Raw genomic sequence first — 13781 nt, forward strand, 5'->3', positions numbered from 1 at the left:
GAGTAAAAGAAGATGGATTGGGCAACAGGCACGCGGTTGCGTGCGATCGCGGCCGCGGCGAGCGTGGCATTCGGTGCGGCGGCCGGGCAGGCGTTCGCGCAGACCGCGCCGACGGCGAATGCGCAGGCCGCTGCACCGAACGCTGCGGCAGCCGGCACGCTGCCGGCGATCACCGTGAACGCGGCGTCGGAAGGCGACGGCACGGTGGGGCTCGTCGCGAAGCGCAGCCGGACCGGCACGAAGACCGACACGCCGATCGAGGAGATCCCGCAGACGATCAACGTCGTGACCGCGCAGCAGATCGAGATGACGGGCGCGACCGACGTGAACACCGCGCTGCGCTACGTGCCGGGCTTTTCGTCGTACGGCTCGGACAACCGCTCCGACTGGTACGCGGCGCTGCGCGGCTTCACGCCGACCGCGTACGTGAACGGCCTGCAGGTGCCCAACACGTTGAACCTCGCGAGCTGGCGCGTCGATCCGTACATGATCGACAGCATCACCGTGCTGCGCGGCCCGACGTCGGTGCTGTACGGCGCGGGCGATCCGGGTGCGATCGTCGACGTGAAGACGAAGCTCGCCGACGGCGAGCGCGTGCGCGAAGCGGGCGTCGAGATCGGCAACTACGCACGCAAGCAGTTCATGATCGACGTCGGCGACAAGCTCGATCCGGACGGCAAGTACGCGTACCGGTTCGTCGGCGTCGCGCGCGACGGCAACGCGGTGACCGGGCCGAACAACGATCAGCGCGTCGCGCTCGCACCGTCGTTCCGCTGGCGCCCGAACGCGGACACGTCGCTGACGCTGTCGGCCACGTATCTGCAGGACTGGGGCGACATCTCGTCGAACTTCCTGCCCGCGGCCGGCACGGTGCTGCCGAATCCGAACGGGCAGATCACGAAGGACATCTACGAAGGCGACGGCAACTTCAACTACTACCGCAAGAAGCAGTGGTCGCTCGGCTATCAGTTCGAGCACAATCTGAACTCGATGTGGACGTTCCGGCAGAACACGCGGTGGATGCATCTGTCGCTCGACAACGGCTCGGTGTGGGGAGCGGGCTTCGCCGACGAAACGCTGACCGAAGTCAACCGCTGGGCCGGCGTGTTCCAGATGAACTACAGCCGCTTCGACATCGACAACAATCTCGAGGGCCGTTTTGCGACGGGTCCGCTCCAGCACACGCTGCTGCTCGGCTTCCAGTACAACCGCCAGACGGCGACCGATAGCGAATGGCTCGCCGCCGCGCCGACGCTGAACCTCTACAACCCGGTGTACACGCCGGTCACGACGGCCGTGTTTTCCAATCCGGACACCACGTACCGCACCAACACGTACACGACGATGAACACGTTCGGCCTGTACGCGCAGGACCAGATCAAGTGGAACCGCTGGACGCTGACGCTCGGCGGCCGCGAGGACTGGGTCAACATGCGGATGGACGATCGCGCGGCCGGCACGCAGTCGAAGGCCGACGTGTCGGCGTTTACGGGCCGCGTCGGCCTCACGTATCAGGCCGGCTACGGGCTGTCGCCGTATATCAGCTATTCGACGTCGTTCAATCCGATCATCGGCGTGAGCCTGCTCGACGGCGGGGTGCCGAAACCGACGCGCGGCAGGCAGATCGAAGCGGGCCTGCGCTGGCAGCCGCCCGGCAAGAACCTGATGCTGAATGCCGCGATCTATCAGATCAACCAGACCAACGGCGTTACGCCGGCGCTGCCGACGCAGGATCCGAGCGGCACGAAATCCGTGCAGACCGGTGAAGTGCGCGCGCGCGGGATCGAGCTGAGCGCAACCGGCAAGGTCACGCCGAACCTGTCGCTGATCGCGTCGTACGCGTATCAGGACGTGAAGGTCGTGCAGGCCAACGACGCGACGCTGAACAACTGGCCGGTCGACATTCCGCGGCCGCGCCAGATGGCGTCGCTGTGGGCCGACTGGACGTGGCACACGGGGCCGCTCGCGGGCTTCGGGCTCGGCGGCGGCGTGCGCTACCAGAGCGCGTCCGCCGGCGCGGCCGACAACTCGCTGACGGTATCGAGCTACACGCTGATCGACGCGGCCGTGCATTACGACGTGCGCAACTGGCGCTTCGCGGTGAACGCGACGAACCTGTTCAACCGTCATTACATCAGCGGTTGCCAGTCGACCTCGGTCTGCATGTTCGGCAACGACCGCACGGTGATCGCCACCGCGAAATACAACTGGTGACGCCGCGCGCCGCGGGCCGCCGTCCGCGGCGCGGGCGTCCGTTCAACACGACGCATTCATGCCGAAGAAAAATCTCGTCTATATCCAGTCGCTGCGCAACGGCGCGGCCGATCGCGCCGGTCAGCCGGTCGCCTACAAGGGCGGCACGCGCTACATGAAGGCGCCGCTCGAATTTCTCGTCGAGCGGCTGAACGACTCGCCGCTCGGCGAGCGCTACACGCTCGCGGGCGTGATCGTCGACGACGACGAAGACTCGGCCGCCGATCGCGCGAAGCTCGCCGACTACGGCTTCGCACGCACGCCGGGCCGTCCGTGGATTCTGCCGGACGGGCTGACGGTGCAGGGCACGCCGGTCGACGCACTGTTCTGCTCGATTCCGTCGACGTACCGGCGGCTGCCGCGCGAGGCGCGCGAGCGCGTGGCGGGCAAGCAGGCGTTCGAGCGGCGGCTGCTCGAACGCCTGCTCGAGCTGAACGCCGACGTCGTCGTGCTCGACGGGCTGCTCGTCATCCTCGACGAGCTGGTGCGGCCCGGCGCGCGCTTTCACCGGCGCATCGCGAATATCCATCCGGGCATCACGGCCGACGGTTCGCCGTACCAGCGGCGCGGCGCATGGGCGACGCTCGATGCGCTGCACGGCGCGCGCGGCGAGCGCGTCGATTGGGCGACCGGCACGACGACGCCCGTCGCGCCGGTAACGATGACGGGCGCCTCGTTCCACTACGTCGACAACGGCATCGATTCCGGCGAGGTGATCTGCGACGTGCTCGACACGCCGATCGCGCCGGACGACACGATCCTCGAACTGCGCTGGAACAATTTCCAGCGCAGCCTGTTTCCGGCGCTCGAGCGCGGGCTGCATCTCCTCGCCGATCGCCACGACGCGGGAGCACTGTGATGGCACCGACGCTGACGCAACCCGAAGAAGCGGTGCTCAAGACGGCCGCCGGCGACGTCGCCGCCGTGCGCGATCACGGCGCCGATACGGCGCCCGCCGCCGATCGCGTGCTCGACGCATGGCGGCCCGACGATCCGCCGGGCGCGCTGCTCGCCGAGCTCGTCGCGCTGTTCAATACCGACGCACGGCGCGATGCGGCGACGATCGCGCTGCCGATCGCAGGCACCGACCCGGACGCCATCGCGGCCTACATCACACGCGCGGTGCGCGAAGGCGTGATCGACGCGGCGCAACGCGCGGGCGACCGCCTTAACGTGACCACGTCGCGCGCGACGTTCTGGCAGCATCCGCAGCCCTGGCTGAAGGCGCCCGCGTCGGGCGGGATGCCGCTGCGCTACACGATCACGAACGGCCACCGTCATCCGGTGCGGCCGCCGACGCCGGCCGGCGAGATCTATGCGCGCTATATGCCGCAGGTCGGGATGACGTTCAGCCTGCGCACCGTCGACGTCGACGCGCATGCGGACCTGTTCAGCGGCTGGATGAATCTCGATCGCGTCGCGCATTTCTGGGATCAGCGCGGCACGCGCGACGAGCATGCGGCGTATCTCGCGGAGCGGCTCGCCGATCCGCACATGCATCCGATGATCGGCTATTTCGACGACACGCCGTTCGGCTATTTCGAGTTCTACTGGGCGAAGGAGGATCGGCTCGCGCCGTTCTACGACGCGCACGACTACGACCGCGGGCTGCATCTGCTGATCGGCGATTCGCGGTTCCAGAGCGCGGGCAAGCTGCATGCGTGGTGGAGCGGCGTGCTGCACTACATGTTCGTCGACGAACCGCGCACGCAGCGGCTCGTCGGCGAGCCGCGCGTCGATCACGTGCGGCACATCGCGTATATGCACCGGCTCGGTTTCTATACGCTCAAGGAGTTCGATTTCCCGCACAAGCGCGCGGCGCTGACCGTGATCGAACGCGATACGTTCTTCGATACGTTCCGGCTGCCGTGATGCACGTGGGGCGCACGGCGGACATGCATGGACGCGGCGGCAGCCGCGGGCACTACGTGCGCCGTGCGTGCGCGTCGGCGCTAGCGTCGGGCTCGTCCGCGAGAAATGCGTCGCGGAATGCGTGCAGATAGCGTTCGGCGTCGTCGGTGAAGTCGCCGGGCTGCCAGGCGAAGGCGCGCGCGAGCAGATCCTGGCCGAGCGTCGCGTAGGTCGCGCGGTCGGACAGCAGTGCGCGCACCGCATCGCGCGTCGCCGGCGACGCGATCCGTTTCGCGTCGCGCGCGAGCAGCGCGGCGGCCGCTCGCGTCGGATCGAAGTCGTGCGCGGCGAGCAGGTCGGGCGCGACGTCCCAGAGGCGCGTGCGATCGCCTGCGTCGTGTGCATGCGTGAGCAGGAACAGCAGGTCGTACGCGTCGTTGTTCTGACGCGCGCGGCGATCCTTCCACGCGAGCAGCTTCAGCAGCGACAGCGCCGGCAAGCTCGCGACCGGCACGACCGTATACGCGTCGATGGCGACGGGCAGCGCATGGTCGACCGCTTCCTGAAAACCGAGCACGTTGAGCACGAACTCGCCGCCGGGCGGCCAGGCGATTTCACCGGGCGGCGCCTCGAGCTGACCGAACGGCACGAGATCGAGTTCGGTGCGCCAGCCGCCCGTGTCGGCGGCAAACAGCAGCTTCTGCTGATGCTTCGGCGCGCGCGCGAATTGCCCGGTCGCGACGAGCGTGTCGACGAGCCGGTCGTGGAACGGCCAGCTGACCGCGCAGACGGCCACGTCGACGTCGCGCGTGGCGCGGATCGGCCGGATCCCGTATACGTGCCACATCAGGATGTCGCGCGCGGTCGCGCCGGCGACGACGAACGCCGCGTCGACATGTGCGCACGCGTCGCGCACGGCGCGCAGCAGTGCGACGGTCGCAGGCTCGAGCGGACGCTCTGCGTCGACCTCAAGCGGGCGGATGGGCGAGGTATCGGTCATGGATCTGTTCGGCGGCGGCAAGATTGCGGCTGTCTCCGGTCGAGACGAGATCCGCGTAGATCAGCAGCGGCGGCACGAGCGGCAGCGGCGGATCGCGCCAGTCGAGCGCCGCGGACGGCGGCCAGAATGCGTCGAGTATTTCGACGTCGCCGCGTTCGTCCGCGCGCAGCCGCGCGTCGAGCAGCAGGCGGTTCGACACGGGCCCGTGCGTGTAGACGGTGATCGCGGCCGGCTTCAGGTCGTGCGTCAGCAGATCGGCGGCCGGCTCGCCGCCGAGCCGCGCGTCGGCGGCCGCGAAATCGACCGCGCGCCACCAGTCGGGCGCAAGACCGGAAAACCGCCGCGCCGGCAGCTTCGCGCGCAGGCGGCTCGGGTAGAGCGCGACCCATTCCTGCACGAAGCGCGGCCAGTCGGGAAACACGCGCGTGCCGTCGCGGCGGCGGCCGAGCAGGCCGCGCGCGAGCAGATCGTCCATCACGAGGTTCACGGTGCCGAGCGCGACGCCCGAGGCGGCCGCGATCGCGCGATACGGCGCCTGCACGAGGCCCGGCGTGGCCGCGAGCGCGAACATCACGGTCATGCCTTTCAGCGTGGTCGCGCGCGAGGTCGGCGCCTGCCGCGTGCGCGCGGGCTTCGGGCGCCCTGCGATCATCACGGTCGCTTCCGGTTCGGCCAGGAACGTATTGCCGGCCGTGTCGAGAAACGGGATGCCTGCGTCGACCAGCTGTGCCGCGAGTTCGTCCGGCACATGCGGTGCGACGAGCAGCAGCGGGCGCTCGCCGCGCGCGCGCGGCGCGCTGCGGCCGTGCAGCGCCGCATGCGCGGCCTGCAGCGAATCGGCGCGCACGCACACGGCAGTCGGCATCTCGAACGGCTGCGCGCCGACGTCGAAGCGGATCATCGCATCCGCGTGCGCGCGGTACGCGGCCGGCACGCGCACCGGCGTCGCGCGAAAGCGCCGCGTCGCGCGTGCGAACGCGGCGCAGGCGTCGGCCAGCAGTTGCTGCGCGGGGGCGGAAAGAGGCGCGGGGGTCGGCATGTCGGCACGCGGATGTTCACTTTTCGAAGAGCGTACACAAAAAATGTACATTCGTCAAAAAATGAACGTGCGAACGCTATATCGTTGACACGAAAGCGCTTTGTTCGGTCATGCCTTCGTCCTGACGGGCGCTCGCGCGCGCCCCTTGAGCCGGCAACCGATGGTTGCCGCCACGACGACTTTCCGGCTGCCGGGTTGCCGCCGAACGGACTATCCTTGCGTGCATCTTTCCCCGCCTACAAGGAGACGACACCGTGACGCACAGCGTGATTCCCGCCGGCCTTGCCGACGAAATGATCGAGATTCGGCATCGCATCCACGCGCACCCCGAGCTGGGCTTCGAGGAATTCGCGACGAGCGATCTCGTCGCCGAGCAACTGCGCGCATGGGGCTACACCGTGCATCGCGGGCTCGGCGGCACGGGCGTCGTCGCGCAGCTGACGGTCGGCCAGGGCACGCGGCGTCTCGGGCTGCGCGCCGACATGGACGCGCTGCCGATCCTCGAGGCGACGGGGCTGCCGTACCAGAGCACGATCGCGGGCAAGATGCACGCATGCGGGCACGACGGCCACACCGCGATGCTGCTCGCGGCCGCGAAGCATCTCGCGCGCGAGCGCTGCTTCTCCGGCACGCTGAACCTGATCTTCCAGCCGGCCGAGGAAGGGCTCGGCGGCGCGAAGAAAATGCTCGACGACGGGTTGTTCGAACTGTTCCCGTGCGATGCGATCTTCGCGATGCACAACATGCCGGGCTTTCCGACCGGACACTTCGGCTTCCTGCCGGGGCCGTTCATGGCGTCGTCGGACACGGTGATCGTCGACGTGCAGGGGCGCGGCGGCCACGGCGCGGTGCCGCATCGCGCGATCGATCCGGTCGTCGTGTGCGCGCAGATCGTGATCGCGCTGCAGACGATCGTGTCGCGCAACGTGCCGCCGCTCGACATGGCGATCGTCACGGTCGGCGCGATCCATGCGGGCGAAGCGCCGAACGTCATTCCCGATCGCGCGCAGATGCGGCTGTCGGTGCGCGCGCTGAAGCCGGAGGTGCGCGATCTGCTCGAGACGCGGATCAAGGAAGTCGTGCACGCGCAGGCGGCGGTGTTCGGCGCAACCGCGACGATCGACTATCAGCGCCGCTATCCGGTGCTCGTCAACGATGCGGAGATGACCGCGTTCGCGCAAGACGTCGCGCGCGAGTGGGTCGGCGAAGCGAACCTGATCGACGCGATGGTGCCGCTCACCGGCAGCGAGGATTTCGCGTTCCTGCTCGAACGGCGTCCGGGCTGCTATCTGATCATCGGCAACGGAGACGGCGAGGGCGGCTGCATGGTGCACAACCCGGGCTACGACTTCAACGACGCGGCGCTGCCGACCGGCGCGTCGTACTGGGTCAAGCTGACCGAGGCGTTTCTCGTCTGACGCGCCGGCGGGACCGCGCACCGGCGTCGCCACGCCGGCTCGCGCATCGTCAGAATGCGTCGCCGGTCAACAGCGCGGCCGTCGCGTGCGGATTCGACGGCCAGTACAGGTGCATGTAGGTCGCGACGATCGCGCCGACGCGATAGACAGCTTCGCCGCTGCGCGCGTCGTCGTCCGGGCGCTGCGCGATCGCGGCCGGTGCCAGCGGCGTTGCGAGCCGCGAATAGTGGAACGTGTGGCCGCGCAGCGTGCCGGCCCGCGTGTCGAGCTGCTGCATGCCGAGCGCCGCGAAGCGGCGCTGCATCGTCGCATGGCCGGGCAGCAGCCCGAGCATCGGCGTCGTCGTGCCGTCGACGTCGGTCAGCGATTCGCATAGATAGAGCATTCCGCCGCATTCGGCGACGATCGGCCGCCCGGCCGCCGCATGGGCGCGGATCGTCGCCGCGCTCGTCCGATTCGCGGCGAGCGTACGCGCATGCAATTCCGGATAGCCGCCCGGCAGGAACAGCGCGTCGCATCCATCGGGCACCGGCTCGTCGGCGAGCGGCGAAAAGTACCGCACGTGCGCCCCGAGCGCGTCGAGCAGCGCGAGATTGGCCGGGTAGATGAACGAGAACGCGGCATCGCGTGCGACCGCGACGCGCTTGCCGGCGAGCGTGCGCGGCAGCGGCGCCGCCACGGCGGGCGTCGCGAAGGCGATCGCGGGCGGCAGCGCGGCGAGCGCCGTGTGCGCGAGCGCATCGGCCGCGCGATCGAGCCGCGCATCGAGATCGGCGATGTCGTCCGGCTGGTGCAGCCCGAGATGCCGTTCCGGCAAGGCCAGCGCCGCATCGGCCGGCAGATGCCCGAGCCAGCGCAGATCGTCGGGCAGCGCCTGCCTCAGCAGCGCCGCATGCCGGTCCGAGCCGACGCGGTTCGCGAACACGCCGTGAAACGGCAGGCCGGGGCGGAAGCGGGCGAGTCCGAACGCGATGGCCGCGAACGTCTGCGCGACCGATTTCGCGGAGATCACCGCGACGATCGGCACGCCGAACGCGGCCGCGAGATCGGCACTGCTCGGCGTGCCGTCGAACAGGCCCATCACGCCTTCGATCAGGATCAGGTCCGCGTCGCGCGCGGCGTCGGCGAGCAGCGCGCGACAGCCGGCCTCGCCGACCATGCCGAGATCGAGCGCATGCACGGGCGCGCCGCTCGCTCGCTCGAGCAGCATCGGATCGAGAAAATCCGGCCCCGTCTTGAACACGCGCACGCGGCGGCCGAGCCGCCGATGCAGCCGCGCGAGACCGGCCGTCACCGACGTCTTGCCCTGGCCGGACGCAGGTGCGCTGACGAACAGTGCGGGACAGGCCGGCATCGCTCAGAACTCCACGCCGCGCTGCGCCTTCACGCCTTGCTCCTTGTACGGATGCTTGACGAGCCGCATTTCGGTGACGAGGTCGGCCGCGTCGATCAGCGCGTCGGGCGCATGCCGGCCGGTCACGACGACGTGCAGGTCGGCGGGCCGCGCGGCCAGCGTCGCGAGCACTTCGTCGAGCGGCAGGTAGTCGTACTTCAGCACCGTGTTCAGCTCGTCGAGAATCACCATCCGGTACTCGCCGCTTTCGATCATCCGGCGCGCCTCGTTCCAGCCTTTGCGCGCGGTCGCGATGTCCGCGTCGCGGTTCTGCGTGTTCCAGGTATAGCCGTCGCCCATCGTCACGAAATCGCACTCGGCGACCGCGCCGAGGAAATCGCGCTCCGACGTATGCAGCGCGCCCTTGATGAACTGCACGACACCGAGCCGCATGCCGTGGCCGAGCACGCGCACGGCCATGCCGAATGCGGCGGTGCTCTTGCCCTTGCCGTTGCCCGTATGGACGATCAGCAGGCCCTTTTCGTTGACGGCGGCGGCCTGCTTCTTCTCGTGGCCGGCGCGGCGGCGCTCGGCCATCCGCTGATGGGATTCGGGATCGGTCTTCATCGGAATCGTCCTGTCGATAGCAAAGGTTCAGAGCGGGCCGGCGAGCGCGACCGTCACGCCGTCCCGGATGGTTTTCGGTGCAAGCAGCCGGCCGTGCGGCGCGGCCAGTTGCGCGCACGGCTCGGCGACGCCCGCGACGCCGAAGCGCGCGAACGCGGCGGCCGACGGCGCGCTCGCCGCCCGCTGCGCACACGCGGCCAGTTGCGCGGGCTCGAACGCGACGAGCGGCCAGCCGCGTCGCGCGCAGAGCGTGCGCAGCGCGCGGGCGCGCGACTTCGCGGCGAGCGTCGCGACGACCGCCGGCTGCGCGCCGGGATGCGCCGCGAGCGCCACGCGCACGGCCGCGTCGAGCTGCGCGGCGCGCACGCCCGCACGAAAGCCGATGCCGAGCGCGACGCGCATCACGCGCGCTCCGGGCGGCGGCCGCCGGCCAGTGCGGCCTGCACGGCCGGATCGGCGGCCAGCGCGGCGACGCGGCCGATCACGACGATCGCCGGCGAGCCGATGCCGGCCGCGCCCGTACGTTCGACGATCTGGTCGAGCGTCGCGAGCACGTGCCGTTGCGTGTCGCGCGTCGCGTTCGCGATCGCCGCGCACGGCGTGTCGCCGGGCAGGCCGCCGTCGCGCAGCGCCGCGGCGATCGCATCGAGCCGGCGCATCCCCATGTAGACGACGATCGTCATGCGCGTCGCGGCGAGCGCGCGCCAGTCCGGCTCTTCGGCACCCGCGCCGTGACCGGTGACGAAGATCACGCCCTGCGCGTCGCCGCGATGCGTGACCGGAATGCCGAGCGCGGCCGGTGCCGCGATGCCGGCCGTGATCCCGCTCACGACCTCGACCGCGAAGCCTGCCGCACCGAGCGCGATCAGCTCCTCGCCGCCGCGGCCGAACACGAACGGATCGCCGCCTTTCAGCCGCGCGACGCTGCGGCCCGCGCGCAGATGCGCGAGCATCGTCGCGACGATCTCGGCCTGCGGCGTCGACGCATGGCCGCCGCGCTTGCCGACGTGCTCGATCTGGGCGTCCGCGCGCGCATGGCGCAGCACGTCGGGGTTGACGAGATCGTCGACGAGCAGCACGTCGGCGGCCGCGATCGCGCGAACGGCCTTCAGCGTCAGCAGGTCGGCATCGCCGGGCCCGGCGCCGACGAGCCATGCGCGGCTCATCGCGCGCAGCACGGCGCGCGCCGTGACGAGACGGGACAGGGCGACGAAACGGCCGCGCGCGGACGGCCTGCGAAATGGCGTGACATGACGGAGCGAAACGAAGCGCCCGTAGCGGGCGGATGACAACGCGCACACTCTCCGTCCCCCGCGGATCGGGCGTTCGGCGAGCGTGGCGCTCGCCCCTTGCGTCGGCCGGTATCCGGGCTGGCCGCTTGCCAGGCCGCAGCCTTCCCGCCCGCTGAGGGGCAGTGGCATCGTGGGCGGCATGGGCGCGTGCGCAAGGCGCGTCGCGCGGGCGGCGTACCGTTGCGGGGACAGCACAGGCCGGGCGATGCTCCGCCTCCTGTTTCCCGTTTAACTGCATGCGCGGATTGCGCATGCGAGCACCGAACGCGGCGCATACGATAGCACAGGCCTCGCGCGCGATCGCGGCCGCCGTTCGCCTTGACGCGGCCGGGCGCCGGAGCCTACACTCGCACGCGTTTCGGTGCTCGCGCGTGCGTTCCTGCACGCGCAGTTAAACGGGAAACAGGGAGTGCGGCTGCCCCGCAGTCGAGCCAACCTGTGCTGCCCCCGCAACGGTAAGCGAACGCATCGCTCCGCGATGCAGCGCCGCTTCGCCGCATGCCACGCGCGTGCGGACGACGCCACTGGATGCCTCGCGCTTCCGGGAAGGCGAAGCGGCGTGTTCGTCAGCCCGGATACCGGCCGAGACGAGGGGTACAGCGCCGCGGGGAGGCGGCGCATCGTCCACGGCCGCAGCGCGCCCGACGCCCGAGCGTTTCCGATTTCCCGTCGTCAGGCCGCACGCGCGGTGCGAACCGGCAGGCAAGCGGCGCCGGCAGGCACGGTGCGGACCGTGTTGGCATTCACATGTCGACCGTTCATCGCGGAGCACCATGCTCGATTCTTTCTTACGTCTGTTCAACGACAGCCCGTCGGGGCTGCGCGGCAAGATTGTCGCCATCTATTCGCTGCTCGTCGCGTTCAACGTCGGCGCGTGGATCTGGGCGTTCATCGCGTTTCGCGGGCAGCCGGTGCTGCTCGGCACCGCGCTGCTCGCGTATGTCTTCGGGCTGCGTCACGCCGTCGACGCGGACCATATCGCCGCCATCGACAACGTCACGCGCAAGCTCATGCAGGAAGGGCGCAGCCCGCTCGGCGCGGGGCTGTTCTTCTCGCTCGGGCACTCGACGGTCGTGATCGTGATGTCGGTCGCGGTTGCGCTGACCGCCGCGTCGCTCGCGCGCTTCGAGAGCATGAAGACGTGGGGCGGCGTGATCAGCACGAGCGTGTCCGCGTTCTTCCTGCTCGTGCTCGCGGCCGCGAACCTGCTGATCCTGATCTCCGTGTACCGGACGTTTCGCGCGGCACGGCGCGGCGACGCGATCGTCGACGCCGATCTCGACATGCTGCTGAACCAGCGCGGCGTGCTCGCGCGCCTGTTCCGGCCGCTGTTCCGGCTCGTATCGCGCAGCTGGCACCTGTACCCGGTCGGCTTCCTGTTCGGCTTCGGCTTCGATACCGCGACCGAGATCGCGCTGTTCGGCATCTCCGCGACGCAGGTGCAGGGCGGGCTGTCGTTCTGGTCGGTGATGGCGCTGCCGGTGTTGTTCACCGCCGGCATGACGCTCGTCGACACGACCGACGGCATCCTCATGATGGGCGCGTATCGCTGGGCGTACGTGCGGCCGATCCGCAAGATCTACTACAACATGACGATCACGCTCGTGTCGGTGCTGGTCGCCGCGCTGATCGGCGGCATCGAGGTGCTCGCGCTGCTCGCGGACAAGCTGTCGCTGCAGGGGCCGGTCTGGGATTTCGCGACGATGGTCGCGTCGCATTTCGGCATGCTCGGCTACGTCGTGATCGGCCTGTTCGTCGCGTGCTGGGCCGTGTCGGCCGCGATCTACCGCTTCAAACGCTACGACGAGATCGACGTGACGATCTCCGCGTGATGCCTTTTTCGACCGAGGACCTACCATGACCCTACGCAAGCTGCCCGTCACGATCGTCACGGGCTTTCTCGGCAGCGGCAAGACCACGCTGATGCGCCACATCCTGCAGCAGGCGAACGGCCGCCGCATCGCGGTCATCGTCAACGAGTTCGGCGAACTCGGCATCGACGGCGAAATCCTGAAGGGCTGCGGCATCGGTTGCGACGACGCGGCCGGCGAGACGTCCGGGCAGCTCTACGAGCTCGCGAACGGCTGCCTCTGCTGCACCGTGCAGGAGGAGTTCTATCCGGTGATGGAAGCGCTCCTCGAACGGCGCGCGGACATCGATCACGTGCTGATCGAAACCTCGGGCCTCGCGCTGCCGAAACCGCTCGTGCAGGCGTTCAACTGGCCGACGATTCGCCATGCGTTTACGGTCGATGCGGTCGTGACCGTCGTCGACGGGCCCGCGGCCGCGAGCGGCCAGTTCGCGGAAAACCCGCAGGCCGTCGACGCGCAGCGGCGCGCGGATCCGAACCTCGATCACGAATCGCCGTTGCACGAGCTGTTCGCCGATCAGCTGTCGGCGGCCGATCTCGTGATCGTGAACAAGGCCGAGCTCGTCGACGACGCGCAGTTCGCGCAAATCGAAGCCGCGATCCGCGACGAGATCCCGCCGCAGGTGAAGATCGTGCGCGCGACGCGCGGCGAGCTCGATCTCGCGATGCTGATCGGGCTCGAATCGGCGTCCGAAGACACGATCCATTTGCGTCACGACCATCACGGTGCGACCGGCGTAGGTGCGACCGGCGTAGGCTCGGCCGACGACGAAGAGCACGACCATCATCACGACGATTTCGATTCGGTCGTCGTGAGCGGCGACGCGGGCACGCGCGAGGCGACGATCGCCGCGCTGCAGCGGCTCGTCGAAACGCACACGATCTATCGCGCAAAGGGATTCGCGGCGTTGCCCGACGCGCCGATGCGGCTCGTGATCCAGGGCGTCGGCCGCCGCTTCGACAGCTATTTCGACCGCCGCTGGCAGGCCGGCGAAGCGCGCGCGAGCCGCTTCGTGCTGATCGGCGAACGGCTCGACGCGGCCGCGCTGCAACGCGCGTTCGACGCCGCGTGCGCGGTCGAGCCGCAGCAGGCGTAAC

12 protein-coding genes and 2 riboswitches are annotated in these 13781 nt (G+C 69.6%); of the genes, 6 read left to right on the forward strand and 6 right to left on the reverse strand.

Annotated elements, in window-relative coordinates:
* Positions 1 to 12 precede the first annotated feature (12 nt).
* From NP80_RS21030 to NP80_RS21040, 3 genes are read left to right on the forward strand one after another with little or no spacing between them, the layout of a single operon-like run.
* Entirely contained in the window at positions 13 to 2214 is a 2202-nt protein-coding gene (locus NP80_RS21030; RefSeq protein ID WP_006409330.1) for a TonB-dependent siderophore receptor, read from the forward strand.
* Between the two features lie 58 nt (positions 2215 to 2272).
* A complete protein-coding gene (locus NP80_RS21035; protein WP_006400096.1) occupies positions 2273 to 3112 on the forward strand; it encodes a formyltransferase family protein in 840 nt (279 codons plus the stop codon).
* Positions 3112 to 4125 (forward strand): GNAT family N-acetyltransferase, encoded by a 1014-nt coding sequence (locus NP80_RS21040; protein WP_006409333.1) that lies wholly within the window; start codon positions 3112 to 3114, stop codon positions 4123 to 4125. Before NP80_RS21035 ends, NP80_RS21040 begins: the two co-directional genes overlap by 1 nt.
* 52 nt (positions 4126 to 4177) lie before the next feature.
* On the opposite strand, the gene NP80_RS21045 is transcribed toward NP80_RS21040, so the two are convergent.
* Positions 4178 to 5104 (reverse strand): nucleotidyl transferase AbiEii/AbiGii toxin family protein, encoded by a 927-nt coding sequence (locus NP80_RS21045; protein WP_006409332.1) that lies wholly within the window; start codon positions 5102 to 5104, stop codon positions 4178 to 4180.
* On the reverse strand, positions 5073 to 6143 hold the full coding sequence (locus tag NP80_RS21050) for a type IV toxin-antitoxin system AbiEi family antitoxin (RefSeq protein WP_006409329.1): 1071 nt from the start codon (positions 6141 to 6143) through the stop codon (positions 5073 to 5075). The genes NP80_RS21045 and NP80_RS21050 overlap by 32 nt, the downstream gene beginning before the upstream one ends.
* Positions 6144 to 6397: 254 nt before the next feature.
* On the opposite strand from NP80_RS21050, the gene NP80_RS21055 reads away from it, so the two are divergent.
* Complete coding sequence (locus NP80_RS21055) at positions 6398 to 7561, forward strand: M20 aminoacylase family protein (protein WP_006400091.1); 1164 nt, start codon at positions 6398 to 6400, stop codon at positions 7559 to 7561.
* Between the two features lie 49 nt (positions 7562 to 7610).
* Here NP80_RS21055 and NP80_RS21060 read toward each other — a convergent pair whose 3' ends face one another.
* Genes NP80_RS21060 through cobA form a run of 4 tightly spaced genes read right to left on the reverse strand, consistent with a single transcriptional unit; the run spans position 7611 to position 10687 of the window.
* Entirely contained in the window at positions 7611 to 8915 is a 1305-nt protein-coding gene (locus NP80_RS21060) for a cobyrinic acid a,c-diamide synthase CobB (protein WP_006400090.1), read from the reverse strand.
* Between the two features lie 3 nt (positions 8916 to 8918).
* Positions 8919 to 9521: a cob(I)yrinic acid a,c-diamide adenosyltransferase gene (gene cobO / locus NP80_RS21065; protein ID WP_006410755.1), complete on the reverse strand. Its 603-nt coding sequence runs from the start codon at positions 9519 to 9521 to the stop codon at positions 8919 to 8921.
* Between the two features lie 27 nt (positions 9522 to 9548).
* Positions 9549 to 9923, reverse strand: coding sequence for a cobalamin biosynthesis protein (locus tag NP80_RS21070; protein WP_045594126.1), 375 nt, complete (start codon positions 9921 to 9923; stop codon positions 9549 to 9551).
* Positions 9923 to 10687: a uroporphyrinogen-III C-methyltransferase gene (gene cobA / locus NP80_RS21075; protein WP_045594349.1), complete on the reverse strand. Its 765-nt coding sequence runs from the start codon at positions 10685 to 10687 to the stop codon at positions 9923 to 9925. Before cobA ends, NP80_RS21070 begins: the two co-directional genes overlap by 1 nt.
* A 173-nt stretch (positions 10688 to 10860) precedes the next feature.
* A riboswitch (cobalamin riboswitch) is annotated at positions 10861 to 11094 on the reverse strand.
* Positions 11095 to 11155: 61 nt separating this feature from the next.
* Positions 11156 to 11414: riboswitch (cobalamin riboswitch) on the forward strand.
* Positions 11415 to 11586: 172 nt separating this feature from the next.
* Between cobA and NP80_RS21080 the strand changes: the two genes are divergently transcribed.
* Complete coding sequence (locus NP80_RS21080; RefSeq protein WP_006409169.1) at positions 11587 to 12645, forward strand: HoxN/HupN/NixA family nickel/cobalt transporter; 1059 nt, start codon at positions 11587 to 11589, stop codon at positions 12643 to 12645.
* 25 nt (positions 12646 to 12670) lie between these two features.
* On the forward strand, positions 12671 to 13780 hold the full coding sequence (cobW, locus tag NP80_RS21085) for a cobalamin biosynthesis protein CobW (RefSeq protein ID WP_006409172.1): 1110 nt from the start codon (positions 12671 to 12673) through the stop codon (positions 13778 to 13780).
* Position 13781: the final 1 nt, after the last annotated feature.

This window comes from Burkholderia multivorans ATCC BAA-247 (assembly GCF_000959525.1).
Classification (GTDB): Bacteria; Pseudomonadota; Gammaproteobacteria; order Burkholderiales; family Burkholderiaceae; genus Burkholderia; species Burkholderia multivorans.